An 18,182-nucleotide genomic window follows, 5' to 3' on the forward strand; every position below is an offset into this window, starting at 1 on the left:
ACTCTCCGTTCTGCAGTGGGTGGACTAAGGGGAATCGGTGGTTATGAAATGCCGAGTTGGTGGAACAGCACGTTGACCGCGGTGCCACGCAAGACCAGATGCTCGGGATCTTCGCTGATGCCCAGCGTGAAGTTTTCGGCGTGCGCCGTGTCGGTTCGTTGGCGCAAGGCGCCTAAGAGCCATTCGGCCATATCCTCGTGAACCACTTCCGGCGTTCCGGTGAATACGACATTGCGGATGTCGAGCACTGAAATCAGCGGGGCGATGGCCGAGGCCAGGGCCTGGGCGGCTTGCGCTCCGGCCTGCGCCGCGCTCTGCCCTTCGGCGATGGCTTGCCGGATGGCCGGCACCGAGGCGCGGGCTTCGAGGCAGCCGAAGTTCCCGCAGGCGCAGGGCGTGCGATCAGCGGCGTCGTGCCTGACGTGCCCCAATTCCCCGGCGGCGAATCCGGAGCCGCGCACCAGGGTGTTGTGGGTGATCACGCCGCAGCCGACACCGCGTCCCAAGCGCAAGAGCATCATGTGCTCGCTGCCTTGGCCGAAGGTGTGCTCGGCCAGGATGGCGCAGTCGGCGTCGTTCAAAACGTGGGTGGCAATCCGGGTGTCTTGCTGGACCCGGCCACGCAGGTCCAGATCCTTCCAGCCGAATTTTTCCGCGGTCTTCACCACGCCCTGGTCGGTGATGATGCCAGGGGTGCCGATGCCGATGCCCAGCACCGGTTCGGTGCATGCGCCCAGTGCTTGATGCAGCAGCTCCAGCAGTTGTTCGATGGCGCGCTCGCCGGTAGCCCCGGCGTCGTTGTCCGTGAGGGTGAAAGTCTTGAGCAGCTGGCCATCCAGGTCCATGATGGCCGCCTTGAAGGGGAGGATCCCCGAGAGGTCTACGCCGACGATGCGCAGGCCGGGCCGGTTGAGGTCTACCAGGGTTGCCGGTTTTCCCGGGCGCTTGCCTTCCTGCTGGCCGACTTCGATGACGTGGGAGCGCTGCAGCAGCTCAGCCACGAGTTCGGAGACGGTCACTCGCGTCAGTCCTGTGGCTCTTGATAGCGCCGCCCGGGATTGCGGCCCTTGTTCCAGCAGCGTTTGAAGCACCAGGGAGAGGTTCTGCTGTCTGCCGTGGGAGGGCAGGACGGCGCTGCCATGCGATAGCAGGTTCCATTCCCGGCGCAGAGTAGTCATGCGGTTAGTTAACTCTACTAACAAACCTAACTGCAAGCCCCCGGGCCAAAATTCATCAAACATTGCCCCTGGAAATTTCTGGCACACTAAGAGCATCATGAATCAGGCAGACACCTTCAGCTACCGCACCAAAGATCTGGTCATCGAATTGGCAGCGCCCGAAGACTACGAGCGCGTGGGGGAGTTGACCGCGCAGTCATACTTCGCGGCAGGCCATTTCGAAACCCCGGAAGACAGTTACCTGCAATTCGTGCGCAAAGTGCGTGAGCGGGCAGAGCAGGCAGAAATCTATGTGGTGCGCCGCGAGGCAAAAATCGTTGGATCGATGACGCTGATCCAAGTAGGCAGCGACTATGCGGACATCGCCCTGCCCGGTGAATTGGAGATCCGGATGCTCAGCGTTGATCCGGCCGCCCAGCGTGGCGGCGTCGGCCGGGCCATGGTGGGCGCAACCATTGAACGTGCCCGCAGCCTGCCGGGCATCAATGCGGTCAGCTTGACCACCGGCAGCACCTGGCATTCGGCCAGGGCCCTGTATGAATCCATGGATTTTGTCCATGTCCCGCAGCGCGACTGGGTGGTGCCAGGAACCGACATCAGCCTGGTGGTGTATGCGCGAAAGCTCTGAGACCCAGCGCCCGGCCAAGGAAACAAACCCGAACGCAGGAAATAATGCGGTGCCATCCCAGCGTTTTTTGCAAACTGTCCTCCCCGGATGAATAGAATGGCGCTATGAGTGCCCTTCGCCGTTCTGTTGTTGCCCTATCCGTTGCCGCCCTGGCCCTAGGCTCACTGAGCGCATGCAGCGCCGGCACACCAGACCCCGCTCCGGTGGCCGATGACCTGGCCGCGGCCATCAACTCCGGGGACTTCGGCAAAGTCCAATTCGCCAGCTCCGATGCGGCCGCCGCCGCGAAGGCCCAGAAGACCGCCTTCGGGCCAATGGGCGATATCAAGCACCAGAGCACCGTCAGCGCGGTTGCCGAAGACGAAGAGGAAACCGACGGCGTCAAAACCGCCACTGCCGACATCACCACCGTGTGGGATGTTGATGACTCCGACAAGGACCTGAGCTACACCACTAAGGCCGTCTGGGAATTCGACAAGGACGCCGAAGCGTGGAAATTGCGCTTTGACCCATCGGTGCTCGCCCCCGAACTGGAAGACGGCGGCTACCTCAAGGCCAGCTACCAAGCCGCCGACCGAGGCAGCATCACCGCGGCAGGCGGCAAGAAGATCGTCACCAATCGCCCGGTGATCCGGGTGGGCATCGACAAGACCCACACCGATAAAGCCAACTGGGAAAAATCAGCCACCAAGCTGGCCAAGCTGGTCGACATCGACGAAGAACAGTACGCCAAGACCGTGCTTGCCGCCGGCGACAAGGCCTGGGTCCAGGCCATCGTGCTGCGAGATGATTCCACCCGCGAGGTCACAGACGCCCAGATCCACGCCATAGAGGGTGCCACCTACCAGGAAGATGAAATCCCGCTGGCGCCCACCCGCTCATTCGCCCGCCCGCTGCTGGGATCAGTGGGGGAGGCCACCGAGGAAATCATCAAGAAGTCCGAGGGCAAGATCAAGAGCGGCGACCAGGTCGGCATGTCCGGCCTGCAGTCCGCCTACAACGACACGCTCTCGGGCACCGACGGCATCGTGGTCTCCCGCTACACCAAGGACAACGAAGCGCAAGGTGAACTGTTCACCGCTGAGCCGGTCGCCGGCAAGGACGTGGAAACGACCTTGGACATGGATCTGCAGCAAAGCGCCGACGAGCTGCTGGAAGATGCGGATTCGAACTCGGCCATCGTTGCCATCCGCCCTTCGGACGGCAGCGTGCTCGCAGCCGCGTCGGGCCCCGTGGACTCCGGGCTGAATACAGCCCTGCAGGGAGCCTACGCCCCGGGTTCATCCTTCAAGGTGATCAGCGCGCTGTCCATGCTGCGCGAAGGATCCACCCCGGACTCCAAGGTCCAGTGCCCGGCCACCACGGTAGTCGATGGAAAGACCTTCAAGAACTACGACGGCTACCCGGCGGCCAAGCTCGGCACCATCCCGCTCTCCGAGGCAATCGCCCAGTCCTGCAACACCGTTTTCGTGAACCAGGGAGCGGAAATCGGCGGCAAGAAGCTGGCCGAAGCCGCCGCAGCGCTCGGATTGACCGGGGAAGATGGCACCGGGATCGGCTCGGTGCTCGGCTCGGTCCCCGATGATTCGGAAGGAACCACGCAGGCGGCCAATATGATCGGCCAAGGCGTGGTGCAGGCCTCGCCTCTGGGCATGGCCACCGTGGCCGCCTCTGTCCAGGCCAAGTCGACCGTCCAGCCAAAGCTCGTGGTGTCCCCGGAACCCAAGGCGCCAGCCAAGCCGGCCTCTGAACTCACCGAAAAAGAAGCTGGGCAATTGGCCACCATGATGGGTGAAGTCATCGACCACGGAACGCTCAAGGACCTGAACTCGCTCTCCGGATCCAAGATCATCGGCAAGAGCGGCACCGCCGAATACGACAGCGAGCGCAACGCCCACGCTTGGGCCATCGTCGCCCAGGGCGACCTCGCCGTGGCTGCTTTTGTCGAAGATGGCGACGGCGGAGCTCAAAGCGCCGGACCACTGGTCAAGGCAATGCTTCAGGCCGCGGCCAAGTAGGACTTGTGCGGCAATGGCACAATTGACAGACTAAGCTCATGGGAATTGTCTACAACACCAGTATGTCGCCAAGCAAGAACGAGCTGGTCTCCGCTTGGCTGCCCAAGCAGGACTTCTATACCGGTAAAGGCACCCCAAAACTCCAGCACATTGGAGGCTTCCGCCTAGAGGACCCGCAGGGCGAAGTAGGTGTGGAATTGCGCATCTACGCTGACCACTCGGACACCTCGGACGTGGTCTACCACCTGCCTCTGACCTACCGGGATGCCCCCTTGCCGGGCGCCGAAAAATACCTGATCGGCACCAGCGAGCATGCCATCCTGGGCAAGCGCTACATCTACGACGCCGCCGGGGACCCGGTATTCATCGCCCAAGCCCGCCAACTGCTGGCCGGGAAGACCACAGCGCAGCACCATTCGGAGTCCTTCACCGACGAGCCGCGGATCAAGCTCAAAGGCCAAACCGCTGGCAAGGATGCGGTGATTATCCGCAAGCCCGTTTCGTCCGCCTCCGCCGGTGACGGGGTCATCGGCTACTGGGAAAACGCGCTGGGCCAGGAATTGACCGGATTGGTATTGCGAACAGCATAACTACTGCGCCACATAAAGGTCTGATGGCGGGCCTGCAAGGGATAGACTTGTCTATGAAACCCAACCGCCATTCAAAGGGAGATACATGTCTGCCATCAGCCGTGAGGACGTTGTGCATCTGGCACACCTTGCCCACATCGAGATGAGCGGCGCAGAGCTGGACAAAATGACCGGTGAGCTCGACGCTATCGTCGGTGCCATCGCGTCCGTCAGCGAAGTCGCCTCCTCCGACGTCCCAGCCACCAGCCACCCGATCCCGCTGACCAATGTGTTGCGCGAAGACACGGTGGGGCAGACGCTGAGCATCGACGAAGTCCTGCTCAACGCCCCGGATTCGGATTCGGACCGCTTCAAGGTCCCGGCAATTCTGGACGGTGAATAATTTCATGAACGAACTGATCAAGCTCTCCGGCACCGAACTGGCCGCCAAGCTGCGCGCCGGCGAAGTCACCTCCGTCGAAGCCGTCCAGGCCCACCTGGACCGCATCGCCGAGGTTGACGGCGCACTGAACGCCTTCCTGCACGTGAACGCGGAAGAAGCCCTGGCAGTAGCCGCAGAAGTCGACGCCATCCGTGCCGCAGGCGGCGCCGAAGCAGAAGCACTGCACCCGCTGGCCGGCGTGCCAATCGCGATCAAGGACCTGATCGTCACCAAGGGCCAGCCAACCACCGCGGCATCAAAGATGCTCGAAGGCTGGATGAGCCCGTACGACGCCACCGTGATCGAAAAGATCCGTGCTGCCAAGCTGCCAATGCTGGGCAAGACCAACCTCGATGAATTCGCCATGGGTTCCTCCACCGAGCACTCCGCCTACGGCGTGACCCGCAACCCATGGGACCTGAACCGCATTCCCGGCGGTTCCGGCGGCGGCTCGGCCGCTGCCGTGGCTTCCTACGAAGCTCCTCTGGCACTGGGCACCGACACCGGTGGATCCATCCGCCAGCCAGGTGCTGTCACCGGCACCGTGGGCGTGAAGCCGACCTACGGCGCGGTTTCGCGTTACGGCGCGATCGCCATGGCCTCCTCGCTGGACCAGATCGGCCCGGTCTCCCGTACCGTGCTGGACTCGGCATATCTGCAGGAACTGATCGGCGGGCACGACCCGAAGGATTCCACCTCGCTGCCAAAGGACCTTGAAGGCCTGGTTGCCGCCGCTGAGGCCGGCGCCACCGGAGACCTGAAGGGCCTGCGCGTTGGCGTCATCAAGGAACTTACCGGCGAGGGCTACCAGGAGGGCGTCCAGGCGCGCTTCAACGAGTCGCTGGAACTGCTCAAGGCTGCCGGCGCTGAAATCGTCGAGGTTTCCTGCCCGAACTTCAAGTACGCGCTGGGCGCCTACTACCTGATCATGCCTTCAGAGGTCTCCTCCAACCTGGCCAAGTTCGACGGTGTCCGCTACGGCAACCGCGTGCTGCCAGAAGAGGGCCCAATGACCATCGAGCGCGTCATGGGTGCTACCCGTGCCGCCGGTTTTGGCGATGAGGTCAAGCGCCGCATCATCCTGGGCACCTACGCCCTGTCTGCTGGCTACTACGACGCCTACTACGGCTCGGCTCAGAAGGTCCGCACACTGATCCAGCGCGACTTCGATGCCGCGTTCGAACAGGCAGACGTGCTGGTTTCCCCAACCGCGCCTACCGTGGCTTTCGAGCTGGGCGCCAACGACAACGACCCGCTGGCCATGTACCTCAACGACGTGGCCACCATCCCGGCCAACCTCGCTGGCGTCCCGGGCATCACCGTGCCTGGCGGCCTGTCCGAGAACCTGCCGGTTGGCATCCAGTTCCTGGCTCCGGCCTTCGAGGACGCCCGCCTGTACCGCGCCGGCGCTGCCCTGGAAACCCTGCTGGAAAAGCAGTGGGGCCACTCGCTGATCTCGCAGGCACCAGCCATCAACACCGCTTCGATCGCGCAGGAGGCCTAGAGATCATGAGCAACTACACCGATGAATTGGTTGACTTCGACGAAGCCCTGGATCGCTACGACCCAGTCCTGGGCTTCGAGGTCCACGTCGAGCTGAACACCAAGACCAAGATGTTCTCCGACGCCCCGAACGCCTTCGGTGACGAGCCGAACACGAACGTCACCCCGGTGGACCTGGGCCTGCCTGGCGTGCTGCCAGTGGTCAACAAGACCGCCGTGGAGTACTCCATCCTGATCGGCCTGGCACTGAACTGCCAGATCGCCGAGAAGTGCGGCTTCGCCCGCAAGAACTACTTCTACCCGGACACCCCGAAGAACTTCCAGACCTCCCAGTACGATGATCCGATTGCCTATGACGGCTACCTGGACATCGAGCTGGAAGACGGCGAAGTCTTCCGCGTCGAGATCGAACGCGCCCACATGGAAGAAGACGCCGGCAAGCTGACCCACATGGGTGGCGCCACCGGCCGCATCCAGGGTGCCGACTACTCGCTGGTGGACTACAACCGCGCAGGTGTGCCACTGGTCGAGATCGTCACCAAGCCAATCGTTGGCGCCGGCAAGCGTGCGCCCGAACTGGCCAAGGCCTACGTGGCCGCAGTGCGTGAAATCGTGAAGAATCTTGGTGTTTCCGACGCCAAGATGGAACGCGGCAACGTGCGTTGCGATGCCAACGTTTCGCTGATGCCAAAGGACGCTGACAAGTTCGGTACACGTACCGAAACCAAGAACGTCAACTCCTTGCGCGCAGTGGAGCACGCGGTGCGTTTCGAGATCGAACGCCACGCAGCAGTACTGGATTCCGGGGCCAAGATTGTCCAGGAAACCCGCCACTGGCATGAGGACACCCGCTCCACCACCTCGGGCCGCCCGAAGTCGGACGCCGATGACTACCGCTACTTCCCGGAGCCTGATCTGGTGCCGATCGTCACCACCGCGCAGTGGGTCGAAGAGCTGCGCTCCCGCCTGCCGGAACCTCCAGCCGAGCGCCGCAAGCGCCTGAAGGCCGAGTGGGGCTACGCCGACAAAGAATTCCGCGACGTGGTCAACGCCGGCGTGCTCGACGAGATCGAAGCCACCGTGACTGCTGGCGCATCGGCTGCCGTGGCCCGCAAGTGGTGGATGGGCGAGATCGCTCGTCTGGCCAAGGCCGCGGACAAGGACATCGCCGACTTGGGCGTTACTCCTGCGACCATCGTTGAGCTGAACTCGCTGATCGAGGGCAAGAAGATCAACGACAAGATCGCCCGCCAGGTCCTGGAATTCGTCATTGCTGGCGAAGGCACCCCAAGCGAAATCGTTGAGAAGCGCAGCCTGGCTGTTGTGAACGACGATGACGCGCTGGGCAAGGCCGTGGATGACGCCATGGCTGCCATGCCTGATGTGGTTGAGAAGATCAAGGGAGGCAAGATGCAGGCTATCGGTGCGCTGATGGGCCCTGTTATGAAGGCTACCCGCGGACAGGCCGACGCCGGCCGCGTTCGTGAAATCGTGATGGAGAAGCTGGGACTCTAGTTCCGCAGAATCCAAAGCCAGACACCAGCCTCGGACTTCCACTTGTGAAGTCCGAGGCTGGCGTTTTTAACGAGCATTACGCACAGATGATCTTGATGGCACAGGTTTTTATGAGTCGTTTTTATATTCAGTTAGTATCTGAACATGATCAACGCATCTCGTGGACTGAAAGCTTTCGGTGTCGTCGCAACACTAGGGTTGCTGCTCACTGGTTGCAGCGAACCGAAGAGTGACCTGAAGACCTTGACTCCGACGGTTGGCCCATCGCCGAGCAAGGAAGCGCCCAAGATCAAGTCCCTGCGAGATGCGGATCTTGCCAATGCGGAGTGGACTGATCCGATGGCGATTGATGGCCATGCCTCGAAAATTCGTCTCAAGAATTCAAAAGGCAGCGATGAATTCAACAGCTACAAGTTGGGGAAGATCGTCTATGCGGATCTGAATGCCGACGGAGTAGACGACGCAGTCGCGACCTTCACCAGCACTTCCGGCAATGCCTACTGGGAACACTTTGTCGCATGGGTAGCGACGGCTGATGGCCCGGTTCAGGTACCTGGAGAGATCGCCTACTCGCATAATTGCGGGTCCACTGTTGAAAGCGTGGCGCCAGCGAAGCAAGGAGTCAAGGTCACTGAATATCTGCGCAGCGACTTTGAAAATACTGCCTGTTCCGAGAACGGGCCACTGAAACAAGTTAGAACGGTTGGCGTAAAGCAGTATGCCGGCGATGACCAGTACTACCTCGTGCGCACGGATGCACTGGGTGGCTACGGCGGATATTGCCATCCAGAAGTGCAGGGAGAAACGATTTCAGTCTCGATCCCGGTCTATTCAGCTCCAAATTCCAGAAGCAAGATGCCATTGCAGCGCCAGGAAATGATGGGCTACATGGCCGGACCGGAAGCTGCTGGTACCGTCACCAAGGATGGACAGTGGGCCTTAGGCGCGGTGCTGATCAGGGATGAGAAATCGGCAACCGGAATGAAGACGCGTTGCGCGTGGATCCCAACGACCAAGAACCCGTTGCACACCGAAGGCGAAGCGGTGTTGGGAGAAAACGGGAAACCGGTGGGGTAGTGCAAGAACAATGAGTTCTGAATTGTGTACGGTTGGTGCGGTCGCGAACGGGTACGTTGCGTGACATGGATGCTGAGAAGTATCAGCAAGTGCGAATTGATTCATTCCCATGGGTTGAAGAGCGAGACACCAGTTTGATCAAAATCCTTCACGTTCCTCGTTACCAGAACTAAATCGTGAACTAGGGCAGTGGCGGCTATGAGTCCATCCATATGTGGCAGCGGGTCGGGGAACTGTAGGTTTGCAGCGACCTGAGCAATGCGATCATCGACGAGGATGAAGGCGCCCTTGAAATTCCGCTTGACATTGTTGTCTAGCCATATTCGCAATCTTTTGCCCTGTAGTGGATCTTCGCGTTCTGCCCTCTGTACTCCGACCTCAAGTTCAAAAAGGGTAATCACACTTATCTGGATGTCAGATTCTCGCTGTGCTGATAGCCAAGTGCGTGCAGGGGAAAGGAGTGTTCTTCGCGAATCGCTGATGATGTTTGTGTCTACCAAAAATTTCATAGGTCTATGTCTCGTTCTTCTAGGGTTCTGGCGGGAATATCCAATTCGTAGTCAACTTCTTCTCCGGCCCATAGGAAATCGCCAACGAGCCGTTCGCTCTTTGTGATGCGATCGTATTCTTCAGCGCTAAGTAGCACGTGCGACGGACGTCCATGATCTGTAATCATGACTGGTTCTTTCATCGCGGCTCTTTTTGCGGCTGAGACGTCTTGATTAAATTCTCGGCTCGTTATGGTCTTGCTCATTTTGCTCACATCCTTTGTACCTATAGTAGGTACTATACGATGAAGCGGCAGCCTAGAACAGGCAGAGGAAAGTTCCTGTTCTTAAGTCCGATCCGACACTCACCGGAGCAAACACGACTACTTGAAGGGAACACGATTTAGCACCTTCGTCGTCGATGCATAATGAACTGGTGAAGAGTGAATGGTTTGGTAGCCCAGGTAACGAGCCAGTCCGGCTTGTTGAGCACGACCCCGATTGGGCAATTCAAGCCTTGGATTGGGCACTTCGCATTCAAAGAGCCATTGGCTCTATCGCTGAATCCGTCGAGCATATTGGCTCGACTGCGGTTCCTGGCCTCGTGGCCAAACCGGTTCTCGACCTTTTAGTAGTTGTTCCAAATATCGCCGACGAGCCTGTCTACCGACATAGCCTTGAAAGCCTCGGGCTGGTACTGCGACAACGCGAAACGGACCATCGTTTCTTTCGGCCGCCAGCGGGTGAGTTGAGAACAGTGCATGTTCACGTGTGCGAGGCCGGTTCGCTTTGGGAACAAGAGCATTTGGTGTTTCGAGATCGGCTGCGGGCAGACGCTTCGTTAGCCGGTGCCTACGCCAATTTGAAACGAGGACTGGCTAGAAGCGTCGGGCATGACCGGCTTGCCTACTCAGCAGGCAAATCCCAGTTCATCAAGGACGTTGTTGACGGAAAGTGGCCGCGTGACTTGTCGGTGTGATTCCTAAGCGAGCTATAAAATGCTTACGCAGCAGATCATCCGAAGTGAATCCGACTTCACGAGCTATGGCACCAATTGACAGGTCTGTTTGTTCAAGGAGGCGTTGTGCTTCTTGCACGCGGAGATCATTGAGCCAAGCGACGGGTGTAGTTCCGAGATTCGCAGAGAACCATCGGTGAAACGTTCGTGGAGACATTGCACAGGTAGCTGAGAGCTCTTTGACGCTCCACTGTCGTTGGAGATCCTTGCTGACTTGCAAATGTAGGTGCTCGACAGACGGCAACGAGCTGGCAGGAAGACGGGTATCTGCATATTGGGCTTGAGTACCCGGTCTGAACACGGGTGTGACCATTGCCTTGGCGATGGTCTGTGCGGCGTTTACGCCCCAACTCTCGCGAACCAAGTGCAACAAGAGATCAACCCCGGCGGTGACACCTGCTGACGTCCAGACTTTGTCCTTGCCACAATACAAATCCCTGGCCTTGACATGAATTCCTGGGTAGCGGCGGGCTAGTTCGTCGGCAAAGCGCCAGTGTGTTGTGGCTTCGCGCCCATTGAGCAGTCCGGCTTCAGCAAGTGTGAATGCGCCGGTGCATAACGAAGCTACAGTTACACCGGCAGATGCAGCCCTCGCGACCGCATCGACTTCTACCTGACTCGGTTCGGACAGCGGATCTTCGCTGCCTGGGACCACCAGGATGTCGAGTTCCTCCACGGAGGTGAAGTCATGGGTGCTCCGGATCGATTGGAACGGGTCCAAATCAGTGACGTTCTCGGCTGCAATGAGGCGAATTGTCGGCCGGGGGAGTCCTCGATCTGAACGGTCATCGAATACTTCTCGAATAACCGCAATATCAAATGCACGCCGTCCCGGGCCGATGAGAATTCCGACGATCATCATGGCGCAATCTTATCGAACCATGGCATTAATGCCGCTGTTGATGCCTTTAGATCACTGATGAACTATAGGTATGACTAGGAATAATGAACCAGCGCTGATCGTGGTCGATATGCAACAGGGTTTCTACGAAGAGTCGTGGGGACAAACCACGAATTATCCTGGGTGCGAAAACAACGTTGATCGACTTCTGTCGGCGTGGTCCGAGTTCCAATTGCCGATAGTGATCGTCAGGCACGATAGCCGGAATCCAATGTCGCCATTGTTTGCTGAAGGACCCGGCAACAATCTTCAGGAATCAGTACAAGCCGTCACACCCGATCTCATCGTGACTAAGACGGTGAACTCGTCCTTTTATGGTTCGCCAGATTTGGAACAGTGGCTCAGGTCCAAGGAGATCAGCAGGATTGTTGTCTGTGGGATCCAAACCAATTTATGCGTGGAGACAACTTCCCGCATGGGAGGAAATCTTGGTTTTGAAGTCATCGTGCCGCTCGACGCTACACGAACTTTCGATTTAGCCGGACCTGATGGCGCTGTCATTCCGGCGGCCACTTTAATGCAAGTTACGGCGACAAATCTACATGGGGATGGGTTCGCGCAAGTGGTTTCGACTCAAGACGTTTTGCACTCATTGAAACAGGTGTGACAGGGCAGTGGCAGGCAGGAGCTAGAAGGATTGATTTCTCACAACGGTAAATATGCTGGACGCAGCCACAATGTTCCCTATAGGTTCGTGCTATGAAGATCTCGTTCACGCCAATGGGCCCGCCAGACAGCGACGCCATCGTCGAATTTCTATCCACAAACAATTTCCCGTTTCATGTTCGGCGAGACTGGAAAGACGGAGAACTGAAGCAGAGCGTTGATGACGGACGATATTGGAACGAAGAGAGCCAAGGATTCTGGATCGATGGTGATGGCCAGTCCCTTGGAATGGTGGTACTCGAAGACTTGGAAGACGATACCCCGATGTTCGACCTTCGCATGGCGACGAGCTATCGCGGACAAGGGCTTGGCGTAAATGTATTGAAAGAACTTTGCGCCAAGGTTTTCACCGACTACCCAGAGGCATTGCGCTTTGAAGGACAAACCAGGGAAGACAATATTGCGATGCGCAAAACTTTCCTTAAGGCTGGTTTTCTGAAGGAAGCACACTACCGGATGGGTTGGCCAGCCGACGATGGCAAGAAGTTGGCTTCGGTAGCCTACGCAATTCTCCGCCAAGATTGGGAGAGCGGTGAAACAACCAACTTCGACTGGAATGACATGGAAGTCTGAGCCTTCATTGTCCGATCTTTAGTCTGTGGTGAGTTTCAAGTAGTCCCGAGTAATTTCCAGATGGCCCAAGTGCTGGCAAAACTCTTCGTACACATGCAGGAGGACGCCTTCGCAGGTGGCCATCCAATATTCGACCTTGCGACCGGTTGGCAATACGGCGGGAGCCTGCTGCAGTTGGGTGCGGGCAAGATCGGCAACGAATGCAGTTCTCGCCTCGGAGGCCACTTTTAGGGCGTCCGACTTATCCATCGTGGTGCTGAACTCGGCATCCCGGTCGCGGGGAATTTCGACACCGAGGTTTACCGTTGAGGACCAGCGGCGCATCATTCCGCAACAATGAAGCAGGATCTGCACGGGAGAATTGCTGCCATGCATCGGCAGGCAACCGTTGACCGAATCCTCGGGAATGTCCTGGACGGTTTCAAAAATCTGGTCGAACTTTTCGAGCAAGAGCCTGACGAGGATCTGCTCGTTGGGCGCCAATGAATTCATGCCTCGATTCTAGTCATGCGCCGGATCCCCAGTCGCAGAACAGCTCATCCCAGCAAGGTCTTGAAACACTTCCAGGGTGCAGCGGAGAAGATCCGCTGTGCCCTGGAAAGGTATTCAATTACGTGGAATGCTTCCCAACGTGGTGCGATTCCAGTGTACTTTCTGGCACGCGCATCGACTCCTTGGCATGGAATGCCCGACCATCCAACGGTACTTGACCGGAACTCACCGCTAATCACGTCAGATTTTGGAATTGCTGTTTTCGCCTGAAGGCGTAAAGGTCACCAGATTAAAGGATCCTGAGATGCTAAGACGGGATTGCGAGGGCACCATGAGTGCATCCAGTCGGTTGAGCTGATCATTGCCAACCTGGCAATGATCGTTCAGTGCAACCAGGATTTTCACTTGGTCGATACTGCACTCTTGCTCGGAATCGTGGGTGGTGGACACCTTCGCATCCCAATGTTCGCCCACGAACATGAGATTTAGTGCCAGAAATCCCGTTCCCAATGGCGCAACTGAAACTTCATCTTCACCAGCAAACGCGATCTGTTCACCGGCGCGCAGGCGATGCCTCTCGCCGTCAACTTCAAGATCGATCTCGCCAGGCCCCAGGGCAACTTGCACTCGGTCAATGCCCGGATATTGGCTATAAGGCTGAGACTGAGAAATCTCTGCGATGCTCACCTTCCAGCTCCACGCACCTTGGGAATTTGAATCGCTGAATAGCGTGCGCGACACCCCTTTGCCGTTCTTCCAAGGCTGAGTCGGCAGATCTGCATATCGAACGATGGGCGCTGCAGGCATGATGGTTCGCTTCCTTGTGTGCTCACGTGGCTTTGGTCGTTATCATTCCACCTGAGTTCAATTCCAATTAATTCGTGACCGAAGAAGCATGGTGCGGACTGTTCTGTCGGAACCCGGCGGATAGCGTTCAACCACCCTCACCAGTATTAAGATGGAGCGATGAGCCAACCACCAGCTAAGAAATCAGTCATGCCTGATGCTGAAGTATCGATAGATCTTGAGTTGGTGCGCGAGCTGATCACAGCCCAAGCTCCGCAATGGGCTCATGAAGCCATCACCTACCTGGCTACAGGTTGGGATAACGAAGTTTATCGTCTGGGCGAGACCCTGCTCGTCCGGCTTCCTCGGCGGCAGATGGGGGAGGACACTGGTGCCAAAGAGCGACGTTGGTTTCCACAACTGGCAGAAGACTGTGGGGTGGACATCGGGCTGGCGATCTTTGAAGGACAGCCCACTTCGAGCTACCCCTTCACCTTTTCAATATGCCCATACGTTCCAGGTGTCAGCGCGGCCCAGCTGACCCGCCAGGACCGTGATCAGTATGCAGACCAGTTTTCAAATCTGTTGAAAGCGATTCATCAACCGTCTCGTACGCCGGAGCCACGAAGCGAATTTCGTGGATGCGCACTCTCGCTGGTTGATGCGCGGACTCGTGAGCAAATCGCGAGCTTGAAATCATCGATGCAGCCCGCCGCCTTGGCGATTTGGCAGCAAGCCGTGGAAGCTGGGGAATATCAGGGAGCCCCAGCATGGCTGCATGGAGATCCTCATCCGCACAACACTGTGGTTGATGACCGATCGCCACATCTTTCCGTGTCCTTGGTCGATTACGGGGATCTATGCGTTGGCGATCCAGCCTCGGATCTCGGCATGTTCTGGATGCATTTCACTCCAGCGGGCATCAGCAGAGCCTTCGAGAACTACGGCATCTCGATTGGTAGCCCAACATGGATACGAGCTCGTGGCTGGGGACTCCGATACGCGATGCTGACGGCGAATCTCGGAGCCGAGGATCTTCTGGGCATCGTCGGGCGCGAGACATTAGATGTGCTCGTTGCTGAATCTAATGCGCAATAAATAAGCAGTCCGTGACGTGCACGAGACCGTAAGCTAAATTCAAACCAGCCAACCTATTAGCTGCTGACCTTTGTCAGCGAGAGGACTGCTGTGGATCTCGAAAAAAATCCGAGCATTGCTGCAAGACTGTGCAGGGAATCGCACGCAGAATTATCGCGACAGGTATCCGGTTTGGACGACGAGATCATGTGTAAGAACAGCAGGCTACCTGGCTGGACTGTGGGCCATGTATTAACGCACCTCGCTCGAAACGCGGATGCTCATTCACGGCGTCTTGCTGGAGCGCTGAATGGTGAGGACGTTCCCAAATACGCAAACGGTCCGGAGCAACGTCGACAAGAAATCGAGGACGGGGCTAGAAGGACTGCAGCAGAAATTTTGGCTGACTTGGAATCGAGCAATCGCCAATTGGACATGTTGCTTGAACAGTGCGAGCAGGAGCGCTGGCCCAACGCAGATTTTGTGGGAGGCGGCCACTACGGGGCTGGCGGATGCCCGGCCCACCGTTTACGCGAAGTGCAGATGCATCTCGTTGATCTGGGGTTGGGATACACCCCTAGCCGGTGGCCCAAAGAATATGTGGAATGGGATCTTGATAATTTACTGGCCAGTGTCCCTGAACGTTTGGCTAGTTCGAAGGCCCGTACCGAGCTAGTCGCGTGGTTGGCTGGGCGTTCACCTCTGAACGAGGACTTCGCTCTGGAACCCTGGGGCTGAGCAAGATTGCCACAGCTTCCTATCGATCTCGCCCTAGTCAGTCCTGGCTGAGAAGTCCCGGCAACTGATCCATGCCGGTGAACACCTCGGAAGCCCCTGCTGCCAAGAGCTTTTCCTTGGTGCTGCTGATCGGTCCACCAGGGCAATATCCGAAGACTGTGGCTCCAGCGGCAATACCAGCGGCCACACCGGTGACGGTATCTTCAACGACTGCGGCTTTAGCCGGATCAATTTCAAGCCCTGAAGCTGCTGCCAGATAGACATCCGGCGCCGGCTTGCTGTGGGCATACTCCATGCCACTGTAGATATGACCGCCGAAGAACGGCGCCATTCCGGTAATCGAAAGCTGCATTTCGACTTTGGCCCGGTCCGCTCCAGTAGCGCACGCAATCTTGCCGCCGTAGAGGGCTGAAGCTTCCTTCACTACCTCCAAGGCACCGGGAATGGCCTGCAGATTTTCGCGAAGGGCCACATCGCGGCGTCGCCTAAAGCCGCCAATCCACTGTTCGTCAATGCGCACCCCGGTATTCTCCAGGATCGGTTCCCACTGATCTTTGAGCGCCTTCCCGATGAAGATGCTGATGCACTCTTCTTGGCTGATATTCCAGCCCAATTCCATGAGCATCTCGCGCAGCACTGCGTTGGTGATGGATTCGGAATCGACCAGTACGCCATCACAATCGAAGAGCACGGCGGAGAATTTTGGACGCGACAAGATTGACCCTTCCTGCAGGACTACAGAACTGCGACTCGGCTAAGCGACTGAGAACTCGTGGAGAATGCGTGCCAGCGGAGCCAGCTCAGGCTGCTCTTCTGCCTGCTTCAAAACGCGTTCCAAGGTGGCATCGTGAATCGGCTTGGCCTTTTGGTACAGCTCGTGGCCAACCGGGGTCAATTCGGTATAGATGCCACGACGATCATCGGCACACAACACCCGTGACAGTAGGTTGCGGTCTTCGAGCCGGGTGACCAAGCGCGTCGTTGCGCTCGGGCTCAGGGCGGTGGCTCGGGCGAGCTGCGCCATGCGCATATGCCAGCCATCCTGGCGGTTCAAGGCGTCCAACAATGTGTACTCGACCACAGAAAGCCCAACCTGAGCGGTCAGATCTTTTTCTAGTGCGGCATCGATTAATCCGTGCAATGACGCCAAAGTACGCCATCCACGAGCACGGATTTCGACAGCATCATCTGCGATTCCCATGGTTCCTCCAAAAATACTTGCTTGCGCCGGTTAGTTGCGTGTGCAACGATGGTATCCATCGCGCAATAACAAGCGTGTGCAACTAATTTATCTAGTCTATCAGGAGTAACGCTATGCCGCTCGGTCTTATTGCGTTGGCTATCGGTGCCTTTGGCATCGGGCTTACTGAATTTGTCATCATGGGCCTGTTGCCAGACGTGGCCAACGACTTCGCTGTCAGCGAGGCCGCTGCTGGCTGGCTCATTTCCGGATACGCACTCAGCGTAGTTGTCGGAGCCCTCGGCCTGACCGCTGCTACCGTCCGCCTGCCACGCAAGCCGGTGCTTGTCGGCCTGCTGCTTCTGTTCATCGTCGGCAACTCGCTCACCGCGCTGGCCGGCAACTACGAAGTGGCCATGATCGGCCGCGTCATCGCCGCACTATGCCACGGTGCATTCTTCGGCATCGGCTCGGTAGTGGCATCTGACATGGTTCCAGCCAATAAGAAGGCCGGCGCTATCGCCATCATGTTCACCGGGCTGACCGCCGCTAACGTTTTGGGTGTTCCTTTCGGGACCCTGCTTGGACAGCACTCCGGCTGGCGCTCGACCTTCTGGGCTATTTCCGGCATTGGCGTCCTGGCGCTCATCGGTATCCTCGTATTGGTCCCAGCGATCAAGCATGCAGCAGAAGGAATCTCGCTGCGCAAGGAACTCGGTGCCTTCACCTCATTGCAGGTTTGGCTCTCGCTGGGCGTCACCATCCTGGGCTACGGCGGCATGTTCGGTGCCTTCACCTACATCGCCTACACCCTGACCGAAATCACCGGCTTCAATGCGACCACCGTGCCATGGCTGCTGATGCTCTTCGGTGTTGGCCTCTTCGTGGGCAACTGGATCGGCGGGCGCATGGCCGACAAGAGCATCGATCGCACGCTGCTCTTCTTCATCTCGGCACTGCTGCTCGTCCTGGTCCTCTTCGGATTCTTCGCAAGCAACCAGGTTGCCACCGTCATCGCCTTGCTGCTCATGGGCGGCTTCGGGTTCGGAACCGTTCCTGGCCTGCAGAGCCGCATCATGCAGTACGCCGGCAACGCGCCAACCTTGGCATCGGGTGCCAACATCGGCGCCTTCAACGTCGGCAACGCACTGGGCGCATGGGCCGGCGGCCTGGGCATCGCAGCAGGCCTCGGCTACACCTCGCCGATCTGGATCGGTGCGCTGATCACCTTGGTTGCGCTGATTGTCATCCTAGTCGCCATGGGCTTGGCCAAGAAGGCCTCGGCAGCGGCACCGCAGCTGGTTCCAGCTAGCTAATCAACAGTTTTCCTCAG

The 18,182-nt window shown here is 58.2% G+C and carries 21 protein-coding genes; 13 read left to right on the forward strand and 8 right to left on the reverse strand.

The window, feature by feature from the left end:
• Positions 1-41 precede the first annotated feature (41 nt).
• A complete protein-coding gene (locus D3791_RS12520; protein ID WP_172512404.1) occupies positions 42-1,178 on the reverse strand; it encodes an ROK family transcriptional regulator in 1,137 nt (378 codons plus the stop codon).
• A gap of 97 nt (positions 1,179-1,275) precedes the next feature.
• On the opposite strand from D3791_RS12520, the gene D3791_RS12525 reads away from it, so the two are divergent.
• From D3791_RS12525 to D3791_RS12555, 7 genes are all read left to right on the forward strand, one after another.
• Complete coding sequence (locus D3791_RS12525) at positions 1,276-1,806, forward strand: GNAT family N-acetyltransferase (RefSeq protein WP_022875008.1); 531 nt, start codon at positions 1,276-1,278, stop codon at positions 1,804-1,806.
• Between the two features lie 104 nt (positions 1,807-1,910).
• Positions 1,911-3,824, forward strand: coding sequence for a penicillin-binding transpeptidase domain-containing protein (locus D3791_RS12530; RefSeq protein ID WP_022875009.1), 1,914 nt, complete (start codon positions 1,911-1,913; stop codon positions 3,822-3,824).
• Between the two features lie 38 nt (positions 3,825-3,862).
• Positions 3,863-4,414 (forward strand): maltokinase N-terminal cap-like domain-containing protein, encoded by a 552-nt coding sequence (locus tag D3791_RS12535; protein WP_172512405.1) that lies wholly within the window; start codon positions 3,863-3,865, stop codon positions 4,412-4,414.
• A gap of 85 nt (positions 4,415-4,499) precedes the next feature.
• On the forward strand, positions 4,500-4,796 hold the full coding sequence (gene gatC / locus D3791_RS12540; protein ID WP_022875011.1) for an Asp-tRNA(Asn)/Glu-tRNA(Gln) amidotransferase subunit GatC: 297 nt from the start codon (positions 4,500-4,502) through the stop codon (positions 4,794-4,796).
• Positions 4,797-4,800: 4 nt separating this feature from the next.
• Complete coding sequence (gene gatA / locus D3791_RS12545) at positions 4,801-6,339, forward strand: Asp-tRNA(Asn)/Glu-tRNA(Gln) amidotransferase subunit GatA (protein ID WP_172512406.1); 1,539 nt, start codon at positions 4,801-4,803, stop codon at positions 6,337-6,339.
• Positions 6,340-6,344: 5 nt separating this feature from the next.
• Entirely contained in the window at positions 6,345-7,853 is a 1,509-nt protein-coding gene (gatB, locus tag D3791_RS12550; RefSeq protein WP_172512407.1) for an Asp-tRNA(Asn)/Glu-tRNA(Gln) amidotransferase subunit GatB, read from the forward strand.
• 144 nt (positions 7,854-7,997) lie between these two features.
• Positions 7,998-8,930 carry a hypothetical protein gene (locus D3791_RS12555; RefSeq protein ID WP_172512408.1) on the forward strand — a complete coding sequence of 311 codons (933 nt, stop codon included), beginning with the start codon at positions 7,998-8,000 and terminating at the stop codon, positions 8,928-8,930.
• A gap of 101 nt (positions 8,931-9,031) precedes the next feature.
• Here D3791_RS12555 and D3791_RS12560 read toward each other — a convergent pair whose 3' ends face one another.
• The gene (locus D3791_RS12560; RefSeq protein WP_172512409.1) at positions 9,032-9,439 is read right to left on the reverse strand and encodes a type II toxin-antitoxin system VapC family toxin; all 408 of its coding nucleotides are present in this window, start codon (positions 9,437-9,439) and stop codon (positions 9,032-9,034) included.
• Complete coding sequence (locus tag D3791_RS12565) at positions 9,436-9,684, reverse strand: type II toxin-antitoxin system prevent-host-death family antitoxin (RefSeq protein ID WP_172512410.1); 249 nt, start codon at positions 9,682-9,684, stop codon at positions 9,436-9,438. Before D3791_RS12565 ends, D3791_RS12560 begins: the two co-directional genes overlap by 4 nt.
• Positions 9,685-9,839: 155 nt before the next feature.
• Here D3791_RS12565 and D3791_RS12570 point away from each other — a divergent pair, with 155 nt between their 5' ends.
• Positions 9,840-10,397 (forward strand): GrpB family protein, encoded by a 558-nt coding sequence (locus tag D3791_RS12570; RefSeq protein WP_172512411.1) that lies wholly within the window; start codon positions 9,840-9,842, stop codon positions 10,395-10,397.
• On the opposite strand, the gene D3791_RS12575 is transcribed toward D3791_RS12570, so the two are convergent.
• A complete protein-coding gene (locus D3791_RS12575; protein WP_172512412.1) occupies positions 10,351-11,298 on the reverse strand; it encodes a GlxA family transcriptional regulator in 948 nt (315 codons plus the stop codon). The two genes, D3791_RS12570 and D3791_RS12575, sit on opposite strands and share 47 nt — an antisense overlap.
• A gap of 70 nt (positions 11,299-11,368) precedes the next feature.
• On the opposite strand from D3791_RS12575, the gene D3791_RS12580 reads away from it, so the two are divergent.
• Positions 11,369-11,944 (forward strand): cysteine hydrolase family protein, encoded by a 576-nt coding sequence (locus tag D3791_RS12580; RefSeq protein WP_172512413.1) that lies wholly within the window; start codon positions 11,369-11,371, stop codon positions 11,942-11,944.
• Between the two features lie 92 nt (positions 11,945-12,036).
• Positions 12,037-12,576 (forward strand): GNAT family N-acetyltransferase, encoded by a 540-nt coding sequence (locus D3791_RS12585; protein ID WP_172512414.1) that lies wholly within the window; start codon positions 12,037-12,039, stop codon positions 12,574-12,576.
• Positions 12,577-12,594: 18 nt separating this feature from the next.
• Here the strand turns inward: D3791_RS12585 and D3791_RS12590 are convergent, their stop codons facing one another.
• On the reverse strand, positions 12,595-13,068 hold the full coding sequence (locus D3791_RS12590) for a mycothiol transferase (protein WP_172512415.1): 474 nt from the start codon (positions 13,066-13,068) through the stop codon (positions 12,595-12,597).
• A 240-nt stretch (positions 13,069-13,308) separates the two neighbouring features.
• The gene (locus tag D3791_RS12595; protein WP_172512416.1) at positions 13,309-13,875 is read right to left on the reverse strand and encodes a HutD/Ves family protein; all 567 of its coding nucleotides are present in this window, start codon (positions 13,873-13,875) and stop codon (positions 13,309-13,311) included.
• A gap of 189 nt (positions 13,876-14,064) precedes the next feature.
• On the opposite strand from D3791_RS12595, the gene D3791_RS12600 reads away from it, so the two are divergent.
• Together D3791_RS12600 and D3791_RS12605 are read left to right on the forward strand one after the other, a co-directional pair.
• Positions 14,065-14,952, forward strand: coding sequence for an aminoglycoside phosphotransferase family protein (locus D3791_RS12600; protein ID WP_172512417.1), 888 nt, complete (start codon positions 14,065-14,067; stop codon positions 14,950-14,952).
• 90 nt (positions 14,953-15,042) lie between these two features.
• A complete protein-coding gene (locus D3791_RS12605; RefSeq protein WP_172512418.1) occupies positions 15,043-15,669 on the forward strand; it encodes a maleylpyruvate isomerase N-terminal domain-containing protein in 627 nt (208 codons plus the stop codon).
• 37 nt (positions 15,670-15,706) lie between these two features.
• Here the strand turns inward: D3791_RS12605 and D3791_RS12610 are convergent, their stop codons facing one another.
• Positions 15,707-16,384, reverse strand: coding sequence for an HAD family hydrolase (locus D3791_RS12610; RefSeq protein ID WP_246242079.1), 678 nt, complete (start codon positions 16,382-16,384; stop codon positions 15,707-15,709).
• 39 nt (positions 16,385-16,423) lie between these two features.
• Positions 16,424-16,870, reverse strand: coding sequence for a MarR family winged helix-turn-helix transcriptional regulator (locus D3791_RS12615; RefSeq protein ID WP_022875026.1), 447 nt, complete (start codon positions 16,868-16,870; stop codon positions 16,424-16,426).
• Between the two features lie 113 nt (positions 16,871-16,983).
• Between D3791_RS12615 and D3791_RS12620 the strand changes: the two genes are divergently transcribed.
• On the forward strand, positions 16,984-18,165 hold the full coding sequence (locus D3791_RS12620; protein ID WP_172512419.1) for an MFS transporter: 1,182 nt from the start codon (positions 16,984-16,986) through the stop codon (positions 18,163-18,165).
• The last annotated feature ends 17 nt before the right edge of the window (positions 18,166-18,182 follow it).

The organism is Glutamicibacter mishrai (assembly GCF_012221945.1).
GTDB classification, from domain to species: Bacteria; Actinomycetota; Actinomycetes; order Actinomycetales; family Micrococcaceae; genus Glutamicibacter; species Glutamicibacter mishrai.